The organism is Amycolatopsis stemonae (genome assembly GCF_054781455.1).
The window spans coordinates 522375-543567 of record NZ_BAAGUJ010000002.1 but is presented as its reverse complement, the minus strand read 5'-3'; the positions used below and the strand labels follow the sequence as shown (position 1 = coordinate 543567).

General features: G+C 72.1%; 19 protein-coding genes. 12 read left to right on the top strand and 7 right to left on the bottom strand.

Annotated features, from left to right (window positions below; all coding sequences use genetic code 11):
- Positions 1 to 15: 15 nt before the first annotated feature.
- On the bottom strand, positions 16 to 603 hold the full coding sequence (locus tag ACYVLJ_RS08785) for a TMEM165/GDT1 family protein (RefSeq protein ID WP_451971997.1): 588 nt from the start codon (positions 601 to 603) through the stop codon (positions 16 to 18).
- Between the two features lie 187 nt (positions 604 to 790).
- On the opposite strand from ACYVLJ_RS08785, the gene ACYVLJ_RS08780 reads away from it, so the two are divergent.
- The 5 genes from ACYVLJ_RS08780 (at position 791) to ACYVLJ_RS08760 (ending at position 9109) form a co-directional block, all read left to right on the top strand.
- A complete protein-coding gene (locus ACYVLJ_RS08780; protein WP_460438293.1) occupies positions 791 to 1783 on the top strand; it encodes a S41 family peptidase in 993 nt (330 codons plus the stop codon).
- 38 nt (positions 1784 to 1821) lie between these two features.
- Positions 1822 to 3294 (top strand): cytochrome ubiquinol oxidase subunit I, encoded by a 1473-nt coding sequence (locus tag ACYVLJ_RS08775; protein WP_460438292.1) that lies wholly within the window; start codon positions 1822 to 1824, stop codon positions 3292 to 3294.
- Positions 3295 to 3408: 114 nt separating this feature from the next.
- Positions 3409 to 4416, top strand: coding sequence for a cytochrome d ubiquinol oxidase subunit II (gene cydB, locus ACYVLJ_RS08770; RefSeq protein WP_460438291.1), 1008 nt, complete (start codon positions 3409 to 3411; stop codon positions 4414 to 4416).
- Positions 4413 to 7628, top strand: a complete 3216-nt coding sequence (gene cydD / locus ACYVLJ_RS08765; protein WP_460438290.1) for a thiol reductant ABC exporter subunit CydD — start codon at positions 4413 to 4415, stop codon at positions 7626 to 7628. The genes cydB and cydD overlap by 4 nt, the downstream gene beginning before the upstream one ends.
- 59 nt (positions 7629 to 7687) lie before the next feature.
- Entirely contained in the window at positions 7688 to 9109 is a 1422-nt protein-coding gene (locus ACYVLJ_RS08760; protein WP_460438624.1) for a GAF domain-containing sensor histidine kinase, read from the top strand.
- Positions 9110 to 9306: 197 nt separating this feature from the next.
- Here the strand turns inward: ACYVLJ_RS08760 and ACYVLJ_RS08755 are convergent, their stop codons facing one another.
- Positions 9307 to 9933 carry a response regulator gene (locus tag ACYVLJ_RS08755; protein WP_043788689.1) on the bottom strand — a complete coding sequence of 209 codons (627 nt, stop codon included), beginning with the start codon at positions 9931 to 9933 and terminating at the stop codon, positions 9307 to 9309.
- 192 nt (positions 9934 to 10125) lie between these two features.
- On the opposite strand from ACYVLJ_RS08755, the gene ACYVLJ_RS08750 reads away from it, so the two are divergent.
- Both ACYVLJ_RS08750 and ACYVLJ_RS08745 read left to right on the top strand, forming a co-directional pair.
- Complete coding sequence (locus ACYVLJ_RS08750; RefSeq protein ID WP_460438289.1) at positions 10126 to 10596, top strand: excalibur calcium-binding domain-containing protein; 471 nt, start codon at positions 10126 to 10128, stop codon at positions 10594 to 10596.
- Positions 10593 to 11231: a class F sortase gene (locus tag ACYVLJ_RS08745; RefSeq protein WP_460438288.1), complete on the top strand. Its 639-nt coding sequence runs from the start codon at positions 10593 to 10595 to the stop codon at positions 11229 to 11231. The genes ACYVLJ_RS08750 and ACYVLJ_RS08745 overlap by 4 nt, the downstream gene beginning before the upstream one ends.
- Here the strand turns inward: ACYVLJ_RS08745 and ACYVLJ_RS08740 are convergent.
- Positions 11228 to 13486: a helicase-associated domain-containing protein gene (locus tag ACYVLJ_RS08740; RefSeq protein WP_460438287.1), complete on the bottom strand. Its 2259-nt coding sequence runs from the start codon at positions 13484 to 13486 to the stop codon at positions 11228 to 11230. The two genes, ACYVLJ_RS08745 and ACYVLJ_RS08740, sit on opposite strands and share 4 nt — an antisense overlap.
- A gap of 77 nt (positions 13487 to 13563) precedes the next feature.
- On the opposite strand from ACYVLJ_RS08740, the gene ACYVLJ_RS08735 reads away from it, so the two are divergent.
- Positions 13564 to 13893, top strand: a complete 330-nt coding sequence (locus ACYVLJ_RS08735; protein ID WP_451971251.1) for a DUF3024 domain-containing protein — start codon at positions 13564 to 13566, stop codon at positions 13891 to 13893.
- A complete protein-coding gene (locus ACYVLJ_RS08730) occupies positions 13893 to 14435 on the top strand; it encodes a P-loop nucleotide/nucleoside kinase family protein (protein ID WP_451971254.1) in 543 nt (180 codons plus the stop codon). Before ACYVLJ_RS08735 ends, ACYVLJ_RS08730 begins: the two co-directional genes overlap by 1 nt.
- On the opposite strand, the gene ACYVLJ_RS08725 is transcribed toward ACYVLJ_RS08730, so the two are convergent.
- Complete coding sequence (locus tag ACYVLJ_RS08725) at positions 14408 to 14749, bottom strand: nucleotide pyrophosphohydrolase (protein ID WP_451971258.1); 342 nt, start codon at positions 14747 to 14749, stop codon at positions 14408 to 14410. The genes ACYVLJ_RS08730 and ACYVLJ_RS08725 overlap by 28 nt on opposite strands.
- A 133-nt stretch (positions 14750 to 14882) precedes the next feature.
- Here ACYVLJ_RS08725 and ACYVLJ_RS08720 point away from each other — a divergent pair, with 133 nt between their 5' ends.
- The 3 genes from ACYVLJ_RS08720 to ACYVLJ_RS08710 all read left to right on the top strand — a co-directional run bounded on the left by ACYVLJ_RS08720 (position 14883) and on the right by ACYVLJ_RS08710 (position 19077).
- Positions 14883 to 15803: a nitrate- and nitrite sensing domain-containing protein gene (locus tag ACYVLJ_RS08720; RefSeq protein ID WP_451971261.1), complete on the top strand. Its 921-nt coding sequence runs from the start codon at positions 14883 to 14885 to the stop codon at positions 15801 to 15803.
- 88 nt (positions 15804 to 15891) lie between these two features.
- Positions 15892 to 17319 carry a hypothetical protein gene (locus ACYVLJ_RS08715; protein ID WP_460438286.1) on the top strand — a complete coding sequence of 476 codons (1428 nt, stop codon included), beginning with the start codon at positions 15892 to 15894 and terminating at the stop codon, positions 17317 to 17319.
- Positions 17320 to 17565: 246 nt separating this feature from the next.
- The gene (locus ACYVLJ_RS08710; RefSeq protein WP_460438285.1) at positions 17566 to 19077 is read left to right on the top strand and encodes a hypothetical protein; all 1512 of its coding nucleotides are present in this window, start codon (positions 17566 to 17568) and stop codon (positions 19075 to 19077) included.
- Positions 19078 to 19080: 3 nt separating this feature from the next.
- Here ACYVLJ_RS08710 and ACYVLJ_RS08705 read toward each other — a convergent pair whose 3' ends face one another.
- The 3 genes from ACYVLJ_RS08705 to ACYVLJ_RS08695 all read right to left on the bottom strand — a co-directional run bounded on the left by ACYVLJ_RS08705 (position 19081) and on the right by ACYVLJ_RS08695 (position 21125).
- Positions 19081 to 19236 (bottom strand): hypothetical protein, encoded by a 156-nt coding sequence (locus tag ACYVLJ_RS08705; RefSeq protein WP_451971270.1) that lies wholly within the window; start codon positions 19234 to 19236, stop codon positions 19081 to 19083.
- A 222-nt stretch (positions 19237 to 19458) separates the two neighbouring features.
- Positions 19459 to 20391 carry a type I pantothenate kinase gene (gene coaA, locus ACYVLJ_RS08700; RefSeq protein ID WP_451971272.1) on the bottom strand — a complete coding sequence of 311 codons (933 nt, stop codon included), beginning with the start codon at positions 20389 to 20391 and terminating at the stop codon, positions 19459 to 19461.
- 113 nt (positions 20392 to 20504) lie between these two features.
- Positions 20505 to 21125, bottom strand: coding sequence for a macro domain-containing protein (locus ACYVLJ_RS08695; RefSeq protein ID WP_460438284.1), 621 nt, complete (start codon positions 21123 to 21125; stop codon positions 20505 to 20507).
- Positions 21126 to 21193: the final 68 nt, after the last annotated feature.

Sequence of the window (21193 nt, the reverse complement as noted above, 5' to 3'; positions counted from 1 at the left end):
GAAAGAGCTGTCGGCTCAGAAGGCCAGCTGGATCAGCGCGAAGGCCGAGAAGCCGGCGAAGACGAACCCGGCGCAGCGCTGGATCAGCTTCGGCTTGATCCGGCTGCGGATCTTCGCGCCGATGAACACGGCGAGCCCGGCGACGATCACGAGCGCGGCGAACGCGCCGACGCCGACGGCGACGGGGTTGCCGATCCGGGCGGCGAGGCTCGCCGTCGCGAGCTGGGAGGCGTCGCCCCACTCGGCGGCGAAGAGCACGCCGAACGACGTCATCGCGGAGCGCAGGAAGGACAGCGGAGCCGGCCCGACCCGCGAAGCGTCTTCACCTGCTTCGTCCGCTTCGCTGAATCCCTCGCGAAGGAGCATGAAAGCGCCGAGCGCGAACATGCCGGCGACGACCAGTGAAAGCACCAGGTCCGGCAGCAGCGTCAGCACGCTGCCGAAGGCGACCGCGATGACGCATTGCACGGCGAACGCGGCGCACACCCCGGCGAATACCGGTCCACCGCGGAAACGGGTGGTCAGCACCAGGGTCGCCACGAGCGTCTTGTCCGGCAGCTCCACGGCGAGGACCAGGCCGAACGCGCTGATCAACGCCACCATCGCGGAAGTCATGAGTATTTTCGCGCCCCTTTCACTGCAACGATAAAGGGGTGATTCAGAAGACCGCAAGCTGATGGCTTGCTCGAAATTGCGCCGTCGGTGGTCATGAATTTGTCATCCAGTCGCGTCGTACATTTGTTTTCGGCATGCCGAAAAGTCATTTGTGGCCTGCGGTAGGTTGACAACCATGGGGTCAATGGCGCGTGCTGCGCAGGTCGACGAGGTCATCCGCCGGTTGGAAGCCCACTACGTGTTCCCGGACGTCGCGGAGAAACTGGCCGAAGTGCTTCGCCGCCGTCTCGGCGAAGGTGCGTATGCGGAAGTGGACGACGCCGGGTTCGCGACGCTCGTCACAGCGGACCTGCAGTCGGTGAACGGGGACAAGCACCTGCGCCTGCGGCACCACGTGGACCCGGTGGCCGAGGACGGCGACGCGGCCGTGAGCTCCGACGGGTACCGGCTCGAGGCCGAACTCGAGGGCTTCGGCATCGCGTCGGCGCGGCGGCTCGCGGGCAACGTCGGCTACGTCGACACGACCCTGCTCTACCCGCTCGACCTCGCGGCGCCGTCGATCGCGGCGGCGATGACGCTGGTCGCCCCCACCGACGCGGTGCTGCTCGACGTGCGGCGCAACCGCGGCGGCACCCCGGACACCAGCGCGTTCCTGCAGAGCTACCTCTTCGACGAGCGGACCCACTACCTCGACATCTACGAGCGCGAGGGCCACCGGACGACGCAGATGTGGACGCTGCCGTACGTGCCGGGCCCGCGGTTCGGCGGGACCAAGCCGGTCTGGGTGCTCACCGGCCCGCAGACGTTCTCCGGCGGCGAGGACCTGGCGTTCTCCCTCCAGCAGCAAGGCCGCGCGAAGACGGTGGGGGAGGCCACGCGCGGCGGCGCGCACCCGCGTGAGCAGTACAAGGTGGACACCTACCTGGACGTGACGGTGTCGATCGCGCGCTCGTTCCACCCGGACACGGGGGAGAACTGGGAGGGCACGGGCGTCCGGCCGGACTTCCCGGTGGCGGCGGACAAGGCGTTCGACACGGCGTACGAGCTGGCGCTGCGGCACGTCGCCGGACTGGGTGACGCCGGTCCGCGACGCGCTGTGGCCGAAGAGGCGCGAAAGGCACTCGAACAGGTGCAGGACCTTGGTCCCAGGAGGGAAGGGACCGATTGATCTAGTCGCTCCGGCGGCGCCGGAGCACGCTGGACCACGTGGAGGTCCTTGAGCTAGCGCGGTGGCAGTTCGGCATCACCACCGTCTACCACTTCCTGATGGTCCCGCTGACCATCGGGCTGTCGATCCTGGTCGCGGCGATGCAGACCCGCTGGGTCCGCACCGGCGATCCGCGGCACCTGAAGATGACCAAGTTCTGGGGCAAGCTGCTGCTGGTCAACTTCGCGATGGGCGTCGTGACCGGCATCGTGCAGGAGTTCCAGTTCGGGATGAACTGGAGCGCCTACTCGCGCTTCGTCGGCGACGTCTTCGGCGCGCCGCTCGCCATGGAAGGGCTCGTCGCGTTCTTCGTCGAGTCGACGTTCCTCGGCCTGTGGATCTTCGGCTGGGACCGGCTGCCGAAGAAGGTCCACCTGGCCTGCGCGTGGGCGTTTTCCCTGGCCACGATGGCCTCGGCGTACTTCATCCTGGCCGCGAACTCGTGGATGCAGCACCCGGTGGGCGTGACGTTCGAGAACGGCAAGCCGACCATGAACTCGATCTGGGCGGTGCTGACGAACAACACGGCGCTGGCCGCGATCCCGCACACCCTGGCCGGCGCGTTCTCGGTGGCGGCGGCGTTCCTGGTGGGCGTCGCGGGCTGGCACCTCTGGCGGCGCCGCTCGAACCAGGACGTCTGGCGCTCGTCGCTGCGCCTCGGCGCCTGGGTCGGCATCGCGGCGTTCGCGGTGCTCGCCATCACCGGCGACACCCAGGGCAAGCTGATGTTCGAGCAGCAGCCGATGAAGATGGCGTCGGCGGAAGCGCTGTGCCACACGGAAAAGCCGGCGAGCTTCTCGATCATCGCGATCGGCGACGTCTCGGGGTCGAACTGCGAGGACGTCAAGACGTTCAACGTGCCCGCGCTCCTGTCCTTCCTGGCCCACAACGACTTCTCGACCGAGGTCAAGGGCGTCGAGAACCTGGTCTCGGAGTACCAGGCGAAGTACGGGACGAACTACCCGGACGACCCGGAGCTGGGCTCGCTGGCCGGCAAGCCGATCGACTACGTGCCGAACCTGCCGGTGACGTACTGGGGCTTCCGCATGATGATCGGCTTCGGCGCGATCTCGGCGGGCGTCGGGCTGCTGGCGCTGTGGCTGACGCGGCGCGATCGCATCCCCACCGGCCGCTGGTTCCCCCTGCTGGTCCTGGCCGGCATCGCGACCCCGTTCCTGGGCAACAGCGCGGGCTGGATCTTCACGGAGATGGGGCGTCAGCCGTTCGTGGTGGCCCCGAACCCGACGGGCGTCGACGGGGTGTGGATGTTCACCGCCCAGGCGGTCTCACGCCTGACGACGGGCGAAGTCTGGACGTCGTTGATCGCCCTGACCACGGTGTACGCGGCCCTGGGCGTGGTGGAGCTGTTCCTGATGCGCAAGTACATCCGGGGCGGCGTCGAGGCCGTGATGCCCCCGGAACCGAAGGATTCCGACAAACCGGGCGAGGACACGCTCGCCTTCGCCTACTGAGGTGCTGACGATGAGTGCCGATGCGATCACCCTGCCGGGTTACCCACAGCCTGCCTGTGGACAACTCCCCGGCTTGTGGACAACTCACGGCTACCACGCTCGAGGAGCGACCCGATGACCCTCGAAACCGTCTGGTTCGTCGTGATCGCCTTCTTCTGGCTCGGCTACCTGTTCCTCGAAGGCTTCGACTTCGGCGTCGGGATGCTGCTGCCGATCCTGGCGCGCGACAACACCGAACGCCGCGTCATGGTCAACACCATCGGGCCCGTCTGGGACGGCAACGAGGTCTGGCTCATCGTCGCCGGCGGCGCGATGTTCGCCGCCTTCCCCGGGTGGTACGCGAGCCTCTTCTCGGCCGCCTACCTGCCGTTGCTGCTCCTGCTGCTCGCCCTGATCGGCCGCGGCGTCGCGTTCGAGTACCGCGGCAAGGTCGACTCCGACCGCTGGCGGCGCACCTGGGACCGCGTGATCATGATCGGCTCGTGGATCCCGCCGCTGGGTGTCGGCCTCGTCCTCGCCACGACCGTCCTCGGCCTGCCGCTGGACGCCGACGGCAACCGCGTCGGCTCGGCGTTCGCCGCGATCCGCTGGGACACCCTGCTCGGCGCGGTCGCGATCGCGGCCTTCTCGATCACCCACGGTGCCGCGTTCCTCGCCCTCAAGACGAGCGGCGACCTGCGGGAACGCGCTCGTCTCCTGGCGCTGCGGCTGCTGCCGTTCGCGATGGTGCCGATCGTCGCGTTCCTCGCGGTGGTGCAGTGGCGCTCGGGCACCCTGTGGACGCTGCTCGCGTTCGGCGTGGCCGCCGTCGCCGCCGTCGTGGCTTGGTTCCGGCTGCGCGCGGATCGCGACGGCCAGGCGTTCGCCGCGCTCGCCGTGGTCATCACCGGTGCCGCCGTCGTCCTGTTCGGCTCGCTCTTCCCGAACGTGCTGCCGTCGACGGTCGACACAGCGAACACCCTTTCCATCGCCGAAGCAGCTTCCAGCCCGTACACGCTGACCGTCATGACCTGGGTCGCCGTCTTCGGTGCCCCAGCTGTGCTGATCTACCAGGGCTGGACGTACTGGGTGTTCCGGAAGCGCATCGGCACCCAGCACATCCCGGCGGTCCACGCGCCATGAGCAAGCTTCCCGGACGCGCTCCCCTTTCCGCCTCGGAGTCCACAGTGGACTCGGCGCGGCCGGGAAAGGGCCCGCTCGGCGTATTGCCGGCCCTCGTGCCGGCCGTGCGCCGAGCGCTGGCCCTGGTGGGGTTCCTGTCCTTCCTGCACGCGGCCGCGCTGGTGGCCCAGGCCTTCCTGCTCGCCGACGTCCTCGCGGCGATCGTCGGAGCGGGTTCCGGGGGGCGCACCGCCCAGCTGGCCGCGCTGCTCGCGCTCGTCGCGACGCGCGCCGTGACCGGCTGGGCCGTGCGCACGGTCTCCGCGCGTGCGGCCGCGACAGCGCAACGCGAGCTGCGCGCCAAGGCCGTCGACCACGCGCTGCGCCTCGGTCCCGAGTGGATCGCCCGGCGTGGCCACGGCGAGCTGACCGCGCTCACCACCCGCGGTCTCGACGCGCTCGACGCGTACTTCCGCGAATACCTGCCCGCCCTGGTGACGGCCGCCGTCGTGCCGCTCGGCGCGGGCGCGGCGATCCTGTTCGCCGACTGGCCGTCCGGCGTGATCGTCGCGCTGACGGTGCCGCTGCTCCCGGTGTTCGCGATCCTCGTCGGCAAGTTCACGGCCGGGCGCGTCGCCGGCGCGACCGACGCGACGCACCGGATGTCCGAACGGCTCCTCGAGCTCGTGCGCGTGCTGCCAGTGCTGACCGCGTTCCGCCGCGCGGCCGCCCAGGGCGAGACGGTCCGGCAGCTGTCCGAACGCCACCGCCGAGCGACGCTCAAGACGTTGAAGGTCGCCTTCTCCTCGGCGTTCGTGCTCGAACTGATCGCGACGCTGTCGGTGGCGCTGGTCGCAGTGACGATCGGCGTCCGGCTGGTGAACGGAAACCTCCCGCTCGCCATCGGGCTGGGCGTGCTGATCCTGGCGCCCGAGTGCTACCAGCCGCTGCGCGCGGTCGGCGCCGCGTTCCACGCCAGCGAGGACGGCGTCGAAGCGGTCCGGCGGGTCGCCGACCTGCTGGCGGTCCCGGCGCCCGCCCCCGGAACCCAGGTTCCTTCGCGGGGCGAACTGCGCGTGTCTTCCCTGCGCGTGGCGCGACGCGGCGGGTTCGCCCCGGACGGCGAGACGTTCTCGGTCCGCCCGGGCGAGACGGTGTGGCTGCGCGCACCGAGCGGCGGCGGCAAGTCGACCACCCTCTCGGCGCTGCTGGGCTTCGTCCCGGCCCACGACGGTGCGATCACCGTCGGCGCGACGAACCTCGCCGACGCCGACCTCGCGCGCTGGCGCGAGCAGGTCGCGTGGGTGCCGCAGTCGCCGGTGTTCACCGGCGGCACGGTCCGCGAGGAGGTCGGCTCCGACGCCCCGCTCGCGGAACTCGGCCTGACCGGGCTCGCGGACCGCCCGGTGGCGCGGCTTTCGCTGGGGCAACGTCAGCGCGTCGCGGTGGCTCGGGCGTTGCTCCGCGTCCGCGACGGCGCCTGGCTGCTGGTGCTCGACGAGCCGACCGCCCACCTCGACGAGGCCGGCGCGCGCCTGGTGCTCGACGCCGTGCAGCGCGCGGTCGACGACGGCGCCGCGGCGGTCATCGCGGCCCACGAGCACACGGCGGCGGTCGACCTGCCGCCGGAAGAGGTCCCGACCGCCGACGTGTCCACAGTGGACTCGGCGCGCGCGCCGCTGAAGTGGCGTGCCCTGCTTGACACCCGCCTGTTCGGCGGCGCCGTGCTGGGCGCGGTGGCGCTGCTGGCCGGGGTGGCGCTGACGGCGACGTCGGGCTGGCTCATCGCCAAGGCGTCGCAGCAGCCGCCGATCCTGACGTTGACGGTCGCGGTGGTCGGCGTCCGCGCGTTCGGGCTGGGCCGTGCGGGGCTGCGGTACGCGGAACGCCTGGTCACGCACGACGCGGCGTTCCGCATCGCGGGCCGGCTCCGGGTGCGGCTGTGGACTTCGCTGGTCCGGCTCGGCCCGGCGCGGGGCCTGCGCGCGGGCGAAGGGCAGCGCCGGCTCGTCGCCGACGTCGACACCGTGCGCGACCTGCTGCCCCGGGTGGTGTCGCCGCCGCTGGTGGTGGCGCTGGTCGCGGCCGGGGCGATCGCCGTGCAGACGTGGGTCCTGCCCGCGGCGGGGCTCACGCTCGCGGCGGCCGTGGCGCTCGGGCTGTGCGCGCCCTGGCTCGCCTTGCGCGCCGAGCGCCGGGCGACGTCGGCCCTGGCGGACGGCCGTCGCGAAGTGGCTTCGCGCGTCCTCGTGCTCTTCGAGGCGGCGGCCGAGCTGCTCGCCTTCGGCAAGGACCGCGCCCACCGCCGCGCGCTCGCGGACGCCGACACCCACTTGGCGGCGCAGGCCCGCCGGCAGGCTTTCGGTGCGGGCGCAGCGGAAGCACTGGTCACATTGGTCTGCGGCGCGGCCGCGGTGGTCAGCACGGCGCTCGCGGCGTCGGCCGTGACCGACGGCCGTCTCGAACCGGTGCTGGCGCCCGTGCTGGCGTTGGTGCCGCTGGCTTTGGCGGAGGTGCTCGCGCTGCTGCCGCCGGTCGCCCAGCACTGGGACACGCTGCAGCGGGCCCGCCGCCGCCTGGCCGACACGCCGGCCACGCACCCGGTCCCGGTCGACGACCACGTGGTCCTCCGGAGCGCCGACCTCGGCTGGCCGGGCGGTCCTGCCGTGCTGCACGACGTCGACGTCGACCTGGCGCCGGGCACTTACGCCGCGGTGGTCGGCCCGAGTGGCGCCGGCAAGTCGACGCTCGTCGCCGCACTGCTGGGCTTCCTCGAGCCGCGGCGCGGAGTCGTCGGCGTCCCGGAGGGGGTCGCGTGGGCGCCCCAGGAGCCGATGCTCGCCGCCACGACGGTCGCCGAGAACCTCCGCCTCGCCCGCCCGACGGCCACGCCGGACGAACTGCGCGAGGCGCTGCGGCAGGCCGCGCTCGCGGACCTCGACCCGTCGACACTGCTCGGCAGCGGCGGCAGCGGCCTGTCCGGCGGGCAGGCCCAGCGCGTCGCACTGGCGCGGGCGCTGCTCGGGGCGCAGTCGGCGGGGCTCGTGCTGCTCGACGAGCCGACCGCGCACCTCGACGAGCCGACCGCGCAGGTCGTGCGCGCGCACCTGCGTGAGGCCTTGGCCGGCCGGACGGTGGTGCACGTGACCCACCGCGCGGAGGAGGCGTCCGACGCGGACGTGGTTCTCGAGGTCCGGGACGGGCGAGTTGTCGCGCGGGTGCCGGTGTCGTGATCGAGTCCGCCAGTGTGCTTGGCGCACCGCCGCAGCGCCGCGCGATAATGACGGAACTCATGGATCCGACGCTTGCCGCGCGGGCGCTGTCCGCCGCCACCGAGATCACGAGCACCGCCCTGTCCGGCGACGACCCGGGCGCGGTGCTCGACACGGTCGTAGCCCGAGCGGCCGAGCTGGCCGACGCCGACCTGGGCCTGGCCATGGTCAGCACCGACGACGGCCGCGTGGTGGTCGAGGCAGCGCACCACGCCACCGCCCACCCGGCCGAGCCGCCCTTTTCCGCCGCGAGCAGCGCTGCCGCTCGCCCGACCGAGCCGCGCCTTCCCGACGCGGGCAGCGCCACCGCCGACCCGACCGAGGCGCCTCTTCCCGCCGTGGACAGCGCCGCTCACCCAGCCGATGCTGGGCTGCCCCGACCCGCCGTCGGCCGCCCGGCGGAGGTCGATGCGTCCCTTCCCGCCGCGGACAGCGCCGTTGGTGAGCCGGAAGCCGCGGGAGACGAATCAGGCTCGGATGCTGCGCCAGGCCATGCCAGTGCCGCGGAACCCTTGCGCGGTCTTGCCTTGGCCGCCGACTCCGCTGCTGGGCGCGTGGCGCGCGGGGGCGAGCCCGTCGCCAGCGCCGACTTCACCGTCGATCCGCGGACCGCGCCCTTCGTGCCCGCCGAATTGCAGGGCTATGGGCCGTTCGCCGCCGCGCCGTTCGGGTCCGGGGGGCGGGTGCTCGGGGCGCTCACGGTCTACCGGAAGCGGGGGCGTGAGCCGTTCTCCGCCGGGACCGTCGAGATGCTCGTGGCCTTCGCCGCCCAGGCCGGGGTCGTCCTCGCGCTCGCCGAAGGCGCCAATGCCCGGCACCGCGTCGCGCTCTACGAAGAGCGGGAGCGCATCGCTCGCGAGCTGCACGACGTCATCGTCCAGCGGCTCTACGGCGCCGGCATGCAGCTCGACCGCGTCCGGCGCAACATGCGCAAGCGGTTCGCCCAGGCCGATGGCGCACGACTTTCGGATGCGATCGACCAGCTCGACCAGACCATCGAGGAAATCCGGGGCACCGTGCGCGCGCTGAGGTCTCCGGAGCCTCGCCACGACACCGGCACGCCCACCGACCTCGCCGAGTCGGCGCGCGGCGAGGTCCGCATCGCCGGCGAGCTGCTCGGCTACCCGCCGACCCTGGAGCTGTCCGGCGAATTCGCCGACATCCCCGCGGAACGCGCCGACCACATCCGGGCCGCTCTGCGCGAAGCACTGTCCAATGTGGTCAGACACTCCGGTGCCAGCGAAACCCGCGTGACCCTGACCAGGGACTCCGGGGGCGTCAAACTCCGTGTCCGGGACAACGGTTCCGGCGTCCCCCAAGGTGTCGCCACCCGTGGCCTGCGTCATCTCGCCGAACGCGCGGACGCCGCCGGCGGCAAGTTCTTCCTGAACTCCTCGCCCAGCCTCGGCACGCTCGTCGCGTTCGACCTCCCACTTGACTGACCGCGACCTAGCCTTCTCGGGTCATCCAGCCTCCCTTCCTCGCCCTCACGAAGATCGTACCGGCTGATCGAACACCCATTCGACTCACGTTAGAGTGAATCTGGCGCCAAGAAACCGCTGATCGACATCGCGGATCGTGACCACGGTTGAAAAGGACGCAGCGAACGGCGGCTTGCGGACGCGATCGTCGCGCGGAGCTACTTTTCCCGGCGCGCGATCCAGGCGGCCGCCTGCGTCCGGCGCTGCATGCCGAGCTTCGCCAGCACCGAAGTGACGTAGTTCTTGACCGTCTTCTCGGCGAGGAACAGCCGCTCGGCGATCTCCCGGTTCGACAGCCCCTGGCCGATCAGCTCGAGCACGTCCCGCTCGCGCTCGGTCAGCGTCGCCAGCTCGTCCGTCGGCGGGTGCCGCATCTTGTCCAGCACCCGCGCGGTGCTCACCGGGTCGAGCAGCGACCGCCCGGCCGCGACCTCGCGGACGGCGTTCACGACGTCCTGCCCCCGCACCTGTTTCAGCAGGTAACCGGCGGCGCCGGCCATGATCGCGCCGACCATCGCCTCCTCGTCGTCGAACGCGGTGAGCATCAGGCAGGCGGGCGGGTTCGGCTTGGACCGCAGTTCGCGGCAGAGCGTGATGCCGTCGCCGTCGCCGAGGCGGACGTCGACCACGGCGACCTCCGGTTCGACGTGCATCGCCACCGCCAGGGCTTCTTCGACGCTGCTCGCCTCGGCGACGACCTCGATGTCAGGCTCGTCGCCGAGGAGGTCGCGGAGCCCGCGGCGGACCAGTTCGTGGTCGTCGACGAGCAGTACCTGGATCGGCATATCCCCAGGTTACGGGGTATGCCGGCGCTGTGGCGAATAGGCCCGGTGGCGGCCGGGAAAAGAATCACCAGCCGCCCGGATTCAGGTGGAGCACTGGCATTTCCGGAATTACGGAAAAGTCCGTAACAGAATGGCCGTCGCCACGATATTAACCCTCGCAATCGCCCCGATTCTCCCCCGAAAGGACTTCCGGTGTCCTTGTTTCGCCGTGCCCTGACGACGGCCGCCGCCGTGGCCGGGATCGCTCTCCTCGGCCCCGTTCCCTTCGCCTCCGCCCAGACCGCCGGTGACTTGGACTGCAGCGACTTCCACTACCAGGAAGAGGCCCAGGCGGTGCTCGACGCGACGCCGGGCGACCCGAACAACCTCGATTCCGACCACGACGGGATCGCCTGCGAATCCCTGCCGCACCGCCCGCAGGGCACGACCACGCCGTCGGCCGAAAAGCCCGCGACCGAGACCCACCCGGCACCGAAGCCCGCCACGACCACCAAGAAGGCCGCGACGGGCAGCCAGGTGAAGGTGAAGCCGGTCGGCGGCGTGGCCACCGGCGGCGGCGAGCCGGACGAGGAGGTCCCCGGGTTCCTGGTGCTCGGCGGCGCGCTGCTCGCCGCGGCGGCGTCCGGCGGCATGGTGCTCTACCTGCGCCGGCGGGCGAATTGAGGCACCCGCGCCTGTGGCCGGCCGTCACGGCGGTCGTCGCCGCGCTCGTCGCGGTCCTGGTGGTGGCCGCCGTCTTCGCCTTCTCGCCGCATCCGGCGAACGAAGTCGCTCCGCCGTCCGCGTCGCCGGTCGCGATCGTCCCGCCGACCACCTTCACGCCCACCGTCGGCGGGCTCCCGGCGGCGAAACCGGCGTCGCTGACCATCCCGGCGATCGGCGTCCGGGCCGAGGGGATCAAGGACCTCGGGCTGACCGCGAAGGGCGAGCTCGAGGTCCCGGGCGACGCGACGACGGTCGGCTGGTTCACCGGCGCGCCGTCGCCAGGCGAGGTCGGCCCGGCCGTGCTGGCCGCGCACGTCGACTACAAGCACGTCGCCGGCGCCTTCTCGCGGCTCAAGGACCTGCGCCCCGGCGAACAGGCCGTGGTCGGCCGCGCCGACGGCCGGACGGCGGTCTTCACCGTCTACCGCGTCGACCGCTACGCCAAGGCCGAGTTCCCGACGGACCAGGTCTACGGCGACACGGCCGGGCCCGAGCTGCGGCTCATCACCTGCGGCGGGGCGTTCGACCGGTCGAGCGGCAACTACCTCGACAACGTCGTGGTCTACGCGCGGCTGACCGGCGTCGGGACCTAGCCGAGTTCGATCCGCGTCAGCTCGAGCCGCCGGTAACCGCGCTCGCCGAGCGACCAGACGTCCAGGACGTCGCCGTCGAGTTCCGGGTACGCGATCACGAGCCGGGCGGGGCCGTCTTCGGCCTGGTACAGGACGTCCGCGGGGATCCCGGCCTCGAGCTGCCAGCAGAGCTGCTGCTGCTTCGGCGTCAGGCGGCCGGAGTAGCGGTCGCTCATCGCCCGCGCGAGCTGCCCGCGCAGCAGGCCCGGGCCGGTCCGCGGGGCCGCGAGCAGGCGCTCGGCGTGGTCCAGGGCGCTCGGTGGCCGGTCGCCCGGCTCGGCGTCGCGGACGACGACCGTCGGCTCGGCCGGTTCACGGGCCGGCAGCACGATGCTCCCGTCGGCGGCGTGCCGGGTCGGCGCGTACCCGGCTTCGCGCAGGGCGTCCAGCGTGCCCGAAGCGTCCACAGTGGACGTCAAGACGGTCGGGGCCACCCCGCGCAGGCCGAGTTTCGCCAGCTTGCGGTGCGCGGCGAGCTCGGCCAGCACGGCGGGTTCGCCGACGACGACGCTCGCGACGTCGAGCACCTGCGCTTCGCCGTGCCGCCTCGCGACGTCGTTGACCAGGTACACCAGCGGTTGCGGCAGCTCGCCCGCGGCGAGCGCGCCCAGCTCGCCGAGCAGCTCGTCGGCCGTCGCGCCCTGGTCGAACGCCCGCCGGACGGTCGCGGGCGAGAACCGCCAGCTGGTCGCGGTGCCCTGGGACTCGCGGTCGGCGACCCGGTCGAGCGACGCGGCGAGCCGCGTGTCCGGCGAGCCGGGCACGATCGCGGTCAGGTCGGTGCCGAACAACGCCGTCGTCCGCGCACGAGCGACCAGCTCGTCGGTGACCTCGACGAGCTCGCCGTCGTCGAGCAGGGCCCGCCCGGCCGCGGTGACGGCGCCGTGCGCGACGACGCCGAGCAGCTCGGCCTCGGCGAGCGCCGCCCGGACGTGGCCGGCGAAGTCGTCGGTCGGCAGCATCGGTGCGTGCCATTCGGCCAGCCGGGCCAGCGCGTCGACGTCGGCGATCGCGTCGCCGGGACCGAGCCGCGCCAGGAGCCGCACGACCAGCCGTCGCGTGAGCGCGGGGACGTCGGTCTCGAACTCCGGCGGCGCCGGGTCCCACCAGGTCGTCAGCAGCAGGCGGTACAGCAGTGCGGGCGCGGGCCGGGCGAGGTCGGGATCCGGCGCGAGCGTGGGCGGCGGCGCTTTCCGGCCGCGACCCAGGTCGGGCGGCTCGGCGGCCAGCAGCAACCCGGCCTGCGCGGCGAGGTCGATGGCCAGCTCGATCTCCGCCACCGCCGCGCCGGTCTCCTTGGCGAGCTTCTTGATCAGCCGCGCGCCGATCGTGCCGTCCTTGAGCAGCGGGAACGGTTCCGCGGAGCCGAGTTCGAGGATCGCCGACACCCGGTCGAGCAGCCGCAGCGCGGCGGCCGACGACGTGGCCTCGGCCGACTCGGCGCCGACGTGCGTGACGGGACAGCCGGGCTCGTCCGGCGTGAACGGCAGGTGGTGGTCCGGGTCGCGCAGGGCCAGCGACACCTCGATCGGCATCACCGCGCTGCCGTCGTAGGTGGCGAACAGGAAGCCGTGCTCGAACGCCCAGCCCTCCGCGGCGTGGAACGGCAGCACGCCCCCGGCCTCGGGAACGCCGTCGGCCATGTCCCGCAACAGTTTCCGCGTCGCCTCGGGCGCGTCGGCGAACAGCTCGCGGACGCGGTCGCCGTCGCGGTAGAACCGCACGAGCGGCGTCAGTCCCCCGGGCAGCCCGAGGGCGCGCGACAGCTGCGCGTGCCGGCCCCGGCCGACCTCGCCGAGCAGGTCCGCGACCGGCCGGCCGAGCCCTTCGGCGCGAAAGCTCTTCTTGTGCAGGAGGTCCGGCAGAACGACGCGGTCGTCGTCACGCCACAGCAGGGCGCGCTCGACGAGCTGGTCCACAAAGGACTCGACAACGTCGGCGGTCGCCCCGAGCAGCCGGGCCACTTCGGCAACCGGCGTCGGCCGCACGCCCAGTGCGTGCCCCAGCTGAACGGCCCGCACGACCTGAGCCTGCGGCAACGACAACCCGAGCACGGCCTCGTTCACGGACTCGGCGGAGGCAAGCCGCGCCGCAACGACATCAAGCCGCCGCGGCCACGGCTCCCGCAGCACATCGGCCCGGTGGGCCAGCACTTTCGCCAGGCCATCCCGACCCAGGGCGGCGAGCCTGCCGAGCAGGTCGTCGGCGGTGGTCATGCTCCGAAGGCTACTGGGCGGCGGGTTCATGGCCACCCGGGTGTGCGGCCGCCCGGCCGTCCCGGTTCACTGGGGGCATGGCGGGAATCCCGGAACTCGCGCTTCGGCAGATCGAACGGTGGTGCGCGCAGCGCGTGCCCGAGCGTGTCCGTGACCAGGTGCGCGTCGAATGCCGGCGGCGGGGCAGGGCGGTGACCATCGTCGAACGGCGGGCGCCCGTGGACGGGCCCGAGTGGACCGAGCAGAAGATCGCGCAGCTGCGGCTCGACGAGTTCGGGATCTGGTCCGTGCTGTGGGCCGACAGCAACGGGCAGTGGCTGACCTACCCGGACGCGCCCGTCGCCAGCTCGCCGACGCCGCTGCTGGCGGAGATCGACCGCAATCCGCACGGCGTGTTCTGGGGCTGATGGTGGCGCCCAGGCTGATCCACCTGAACGGCCCGTCCGGAATCGGGAAGTCGACCGTCGCCGAGGCCTACGCCGAGCGGCATGCCGGGGTGCTGAACCTCGACACCGATCGCGTCGTCTGCCTCATCGGCGGGTGGCGGGACACCTTCTTCGAGACCTTCAAAGCCGCGCAGCTGCTCACCGCCGCCATGGCCGAGACGCACCTGCGGACCGGGCACGACGTCGTCATGCCGCAGCTCGCCACCCGCGTCGCCGACGTCGAGCCCTTCGAGGAAGTCGCGGAGCGGTGTGGTGCCGAGTACCGCGAAATCCTGCTGACCGCCGAGAAAACCGTCGCCTGCAGCCGGTTCGAGAGCCGTGTCGGGAACGCCGGGACCCAGGGGATCGACGACGTCGTCACCTCGCGGGGCGGGGCCGCCGTGGTCGGGCGGATCCACGACCAGCTCGCCGCCTACCTGCCGTTGCGGCCCGGCTGTGTCGTCGTGCCCACCGACGGGCGTGCGCCCGCCGAGACCTACGCCGACGTCGTCGCCGTGCTCTGATCCGGGGGCGGGAACCGGACTTCGTTGCGGTCGATCTTCGCGTGCGCCGCGGCTGCCAGGTCCACGCCGAGGCGGTCCGCCAACTGGAGCAAATACAGCGTGACGTCCGCGATCTCGTCGAGCACGTTCGCTTCCAGCGCTGGGTCTTCGCGCCACGCGTCGGACTCCGCCGGCGTCAGCCACTGGAACAGCGACGTCAGCTCGCCGACCTCGCCGGACAACGCCATCACGAGGTTCTTCGGGGTGTGGTACGGCTCCCAGGAGCGGGCCGCCGCGAAGGCGCGGAGGCGCTGCGTCACGTCGTCGAAAGTCACCGGCTGATTGTCCTCCGTCGTCACGGTGCGCTAACGGCCGTATGGCGGACTGCCGTTGACCGGTGAATCTCTCACTCAATAGGTTGAACTTCGTCGGGATGCTTGCGGGGCTTGAAGCAGGGAAAGGAACGTCTTGAAGTACCTGCGATCCGTCCGCGGCCGCATGCTGTGCATCGCCTTCGTGCCCGGTGGCGCCCTCGTCGTCGTGGCTCTCGTGATCGCGTTCTTCCTGGTCCACCAAGCGAACCGCACCCGTGACCTCGCGCTGGAGACGGCGGGCGTCGCGGATCGGACCGCTCGGGCCGTCGTCTCGCTGCAGTCCCAGCGCAGCGAAGCGATGTCCGCACCCGACCAACGGACCACGGCGTACGCGAATTTCACCCAGCGGATCGACGTCGCCATCGGCGGCCTCCGCGACTACGTCCGCCGGGCGCCGGACGCCGAATCCGCCTACCAGCAGACGACCGCCGTGGAACTGCTTTCCGTCGCCGAGGGCATGGATCGCTCCGATTCCCTCGCCCTGGCGGGGATCGACGGCGTGACGCGGCGGCCGTTCACCGAAGCCGTCGCGGCCTACCGGGCCGAGTTGACGCGGGTCGCGCCGCAGCTCACCGAGAGTGGCCGGCTCGCCTACGAGTCGCTCACGCGCGGCGCCGATTGGAGCAGGCTGGCCGCGGCCGAGGACGCGCTCATGGCCGCCGAACCGTTGCCCGTGCCCGAGTCCACCTGGCGCAGTGCCGCCTACACCGTCTCCCAGCAGCTGGGCCGGCTGTACTCGCAGCAGAGCCAGTACGCCGTGCAGCTCACCCTCGACGACGGCCGCCGCACGCTCGCCGGCGCGATCGCCGCGAGCGCGGCTCTGCTGCTGTGCGCCGGACTGCTGCTCGTCGTCGTGCGGCGGCTGGTCGCGCGGGTGCCGGTGCCGGTCGTCCCGATCATGGTGCCGACGATGCACGCCGCCATCCCGCGGCCCCGCCACGCTCGGTCACGACGGCCGCGCGTCCCCGAGCCGTGGCCGATGAAAGCCGTGCTCGACGAGTTGCGGGGCTCCTGAGCCGGTGACGCAAGGTGAGCGATTACGCCGAAAAGAGCACGCGGTTGGCCCACACGCGAATCCGCCGGCCTCGGGCAGACTGGTGCGCGTGAGTCCCCCCTCGGATCTTCGCCCCTACCTGCGCACTTTGGACGCGGAGACGTTGGCGGACCTGCTGTACGCCCAGGCCGAGCGTGACCCTGAGTTGCGGCATTCGCTCGAACTGCGCGCGGCCACTCAATCCGGTGATGTCACCGAAGCGCACCGGCTGCTGGACACCGCGGTGACCGACGGGAACGTCGAGTACGCCGCGAAGATCGGCGCGGTCCTCGACACGCTGCAGCGGTTGCTCGACGCCGGCAGCCGCGCCGACCTGGCCCCGCTCGCGCGGCGCACGGTCGACGACGTCAGCGAGGTGCTGGAGCAGTCCGGCGACCACGCCGGCGACCTCGGCGACCGGCTGGAACTCGCCGTCGAGCTGTACGCCCGCGCCTGCGCCGCCCGGCCGCCGGACCCGGAGAAGCTCGCCGACTGGATCCTCGAGGTCGAGTTCGACGGCCCCGGCTGGCCCGTGCTCGACCTCGCCGATTTCGCGACGGCGCTGGGCGAACCCGGCCTGCGCCGGATCAAGTCCACTGTGGACGACGTGCTCGCGGCGAGCGCGGCCGGCCACCGCCGGGACGTCGCGGAACGGCTGCGGGAGCAGCTGGCCGAGGTGCTCGGCGACGTCGACGAGCTGGTCGCGATCCTGTCCGCCAAGCCGCCGCGGCGGGACGTAAGCCTCAAGATCGTCCGGGTGCTGCGGGCCGCGGGGCGGCACAGCGAGGCGATCGCGCACGCCGCTCGCGCGCTCACGCAGGACAAGAACCCGTCGGCGGAACCCCCGCCGCACGGGGTTTTCGGGGGTCCGGGTGGCGGCGCCCCCGGCTCGGGGCGAAGCCCCGCTCGGCAGTGGGACGAAACCTCCCGTCGCCGCAAGGAGTTCGACGCCCGGCCGGACCGCGAGACGTTCGCCGCGCTGCGCGAAGCCGCGATCGCCGACGGGAAGTGGACGACGCAGCGCCGGGCCGCGCTGGCCCGCCTGCGCGAGCTGGCCGACGACGGCGCCGGGCCCGCCGACGAGCTGGCCCGCGTGCTCCTCGACGACGGCCGTCCCGACGAAGCCTGGCGCGCCTGCGTGCGGTTCGGGGCGTCGCCGGAGCTCAAGCTCGAGCTGGCCGAGCAGCGCGCCGCGGAGCACCCGGCCGAGACGATCCCGGTCTTCCGCGAGCACGTCGAGGAGCTCATCGAGCGCAAGGACCCGCAGGCCTACCGGGAAGCCGCGCGCCGGCTGAAGCTGTTGCGCACCTTGCACAAGCGCTCCGAAACCCCGGACGAATTCGCCGCCTACCTCGCCGCGCTGGTGGAGACCCACCGCCGGAAGACCCGCCTGATCACGGAAATCCGGACCGCGCGGATCGCCATCCCCAAGCCCGTGAAAACCGGGGCTTCGCCTCGGGCCGGGGGCTCCGCCGCCCGAACCCCGAAAAGCTCGTAACCTCCCCAAGACCACCTCGTTGAGCCGGGTGAACCGGTGATTCACGTGCACCGGGACAGCGAAGTTCCGCCAAGGCGGTCACGCCCTTGGCCAGCGATGTCGCGGTGGTCCTGTTCCGCCGTCCGGCTCGGCGCCTCCCCGTCGAGCACGCGGCGGGACCCGCGCCAGGGCCACCGCGACCAGCGCTGAACCATCCGGGGCTTCGCCACCCGGAGCCCCCGAAAGCCCGCGTGAAACGATGACTCCATGAGCCCGGTGAGTCGCGCCCGCAAGAAGGCACCGCAGCCCGTCACCCACAGCGTGACCGGCCTTTTCAAGGACGTCCTGAACGACTTTTCGGCGCTGGGCGCCGACCCCGCGCCCGTGGACGTCGAGCTGCTCGCCTCCGAGGTGCTCGGCCAGTTCCACGACGTGCCCCTCGAAGCGGGCGAAGAGCCGCTCGGCCTCGAGCTGATCGGCTTCGCGCAGCGCAAGATCACCCCGGGCGCCGCGGCGCTGCTGGCCGCGCTGAAGGTCGTCGCCGAGACCGACGTCGAGCGCAAGGCCGCCGACGCGGGCCTGCAGACCGTCCTCGGCCGCGGCATCCCCGCGCCGGCCTGGGCCGCCGGGCTCGGCCAGGTCGTCGCCGGCGAGTGCTGGCGGACCGGTGACGTCTTCGGCGACGAATCGTCCCTGCTCTGCGCGTTCTCCCACGGCGGCCGCGCGTACGGCCTGCTCGCGCTGCTCGACTTCACCGAGGGCGGCCGGGTGCGGGACCTCGTCGTGATCGAGGAGCCCGCCGAAGTCCTCGCCGAGATGCGGCAGCAGGCCGACGCGGACCCGGAGCTCGTCGTGCTGGAGGCCGTCGACCCCGCCGAGGCGCACCGCCTGCTCTCCGACGGCCTCGCCGCGACCGACCACCTCGACGAGGCCGACGTCAGCGAGGACTACGCGCGCTTCCACGCGGTCGCCCTGACGTGGTCGCGCGCGCTGCCGGAACCCGCGCTCGTGCCCGAGGTCGCCGTGTGGTCCGACACCGAACGCGCCGCCGTCGTCGAGCAGTTCGTCGCGGCGAGCGGCGAGGACGCCGACGCCGCCCGCGCGATCGGGACCCTGCTGCTGGAGCACGGCCTGGCCACCGACCCCGCGAACCCGCTGCGCGTCGGCCCGGAGAAGATCGCGCGGTTCCTCGAGGGCCTGCTCGGCGAGGAGTTCGAGCTCGACGCCGAGTACGAGGAAGCCGTCGAGCCGGTCGTCCTGGCCTGGGTGCAGTGGACGGCGGACCGGGCCGGGCTGACCGAGACCGCGGTCGCCGCGCTCGACGAAGCCGTCGCCGACTACCTGAGCGAGTACGCCGACGAGGACGACTCGCCGCTGGAGCGCTACTTCGGCGACGTCGGCGACCTGTCGCCGACCGAGCTGGCGGACGCGCTGGAGCGCCGGATGTTCGCCCTGCCGTCGCTGACCACGGAGATCGAGGACGAGGAAGTCGACCTCGACCCGACCGACCCCGAGCAGCGCCGGGCGCTCGTCATCGCCGAAGCCGACGAAGACGAGGAAGAGCAGCGGCTCGTGCTGCGCGCGACGATCGTCGACCAGCTGTGGGACGACGAGCCCGCCGAGGCCTGGCAGGCCGTGCAGCGCCTGCAGGAGGGCGAGCTCGACCGCGAGGAGATCTTCGAGCAGCTGATCGACACGCTGGAAGGCAGTTTGCTGGAGTCCGAGGAATCGCTCGAATACGACGCCGACGCCTATGTCGAGGCGCTGGCGGAACTCTGACGCTCAGGGGAGGGGGCCCGCCGGTTCGATCGGCTTGGCTTTGCGGCGACGCTCTTGCAGGCGGTCGTCGAAGTCCACGACGAACGTTCCGGCGGCCATCGCGACCAGCAGGACCAGACCCAGCACCGCACCGACCCACGTAAGGACCATGGCGAACATCGTGGGCCTCCTCCCCAGCTCAGAGCCGTTTTCCTGACTTCTTCAGGGTCGCTTTCCGAACGGGGTACCGGTATCGGCCAACCGGTTAGGGCTCGCTGCGGCTCCTCGGCCGATCGGCCGGGGTTTCGACGCGGAGAGTCGCGGGCGCACGACGAAGCGTGCCCGCGTGTTCGCCCAGCGTGGAATTCGGCGCCATGTGGGTGACGAGCCGCGTAACCGGTGTCAGAGCTTGCGCAGGCGGACCCGGTTGATGGTGTGGTCGGCGTCCTTGCGCAGCACGAGCGTCGCCCGGGGCCGGGTCGGCTTGATGTTCTCCATCAGGTTCGGCTCGTTGATCGAGCGCCAGAGGTGCCGGGCCTCGGCGCGGGCCTCGTCGTCGGGCAGGCCGGCGAAGTGGTGGAAGTGCGACGCCGGGTCGGCGAACGCGGTGTGCCGCAGCTCCAGGAACCGCTCGATGTACCAGCGCTGGATGTCGTCGGTGTGCGCGTCGACGTAGATCGAGAAGTCGAACAGGTCGGACACCATCAGCCGCGGGCCCGGCTGCAGCACGTTCAGGCCCTCGACGATCAGGATGTCCGGCTGCCGCACGACCTGCTCCTGGCCGGGCAGGATGTCGTAGGCCAGGTGGGAGTACACCGGCGCGGCGACGCGCTCGGCACCCGACTTGACCTCCGTGACGAACCGCAGCAGCGCGCGACGGTCGTAGCTCTCCGGGAAGCCCTTCCGGTGCATGATCCCGCGCCGCATCAGCTCGGCCCGCGGGTACAGGAAGCCGTCCGTGGTGACCAGGTCGACGCGGGGGTGGTCCGGCCAGCGGGCGAGCAGCGTGCGCAGGAGGCGGGCGGTGGTCGACTTGCCGACCGCCACGCTCCCGGCGATGCCGATCACGTACGGGACCTTCGTGCCGCGGGAGTCGTCACCGAGGAACGTCGTGGTCGCCTCGTACAGCCGCTGGCGCGCGGCGACCTGGAGGTTGATCAGGCGGGACAGCGGCAGGTAGACGTCGGCCACCTCGGCCAGGTCGACCTGCTCGCCGAGCCCGCGCAACCGCAGCAGTTCCTCCGCGGTCAGCGGCAACGGCGTCGAACTTCGCAGTTCTTTCCATTGTTCCCGGTGCAGCTCGACATACGGGCTGAGTTCGCGGACCCGGGTCATCGCACACTCCTCCGGCCGTCGCCTGCACTGGCGGACGTTCACCTGCGCGATCAACGGTAGGGCTTACCGCGGGTGAACGCGGTGTGATGTTGTCCACCCCGGGTTGGGAGAAGTCACCGAAGGTGACGGTCGCCGAAGACCTCGTCCCACGCCGCGGCGACCTGCCGGGCGCACGTCGCGGGGTCCACGCCGCCGATGCCGGTGCCCAGACCGGGCATCGCGATGGTGTCCACGAACTCGCGCACCGGGCCCTGGTCGAGGTGGCCGTCGCGCCACTTCCGGAACACCGCGCGGGCCGCGAGGTAGGGGTGCACGGTGTCGGCGGGCAGCCGCTCTCCGGGCTCGCGCACGGTCGGCGCGCTGATCAGCCACGCCGGTTCGGCCTCGCCGGTCGGCACGATCACGGCTTCGCCGATCGGCAGCTCACCGCCGTGAAAAGCCAGCACAGCGCTGCGGACGTACTGCTCGACGCCGGGGAACGCCCGCGCGTAGACGGCGTCGATGCCGCCGCGCATCCAGCCGTAGGAGTTGGCCGGGCTGACCACGGCCTGGGCGACGACGTCGAGCACCGACCCGCGGTGCACCCGGACCCGGCCCGTCACCTTGTTCGCGGCGGACGTCCAGGCGGTGGCGAGTGGTTCATCGACGGCGCACAGCACCAGCTCCGGTGTGCGAGGGGAGACCGGCGGGTGCGTGCCCCCACGGCCGGTGTGCGTGCCCGAGTCGGCGGTCACGTCCCTAGCATCGCAAAAAATGCCACCCGGCGTAACCGGGTGGCGTACCGGCTGTCCGAGTGAAAGTC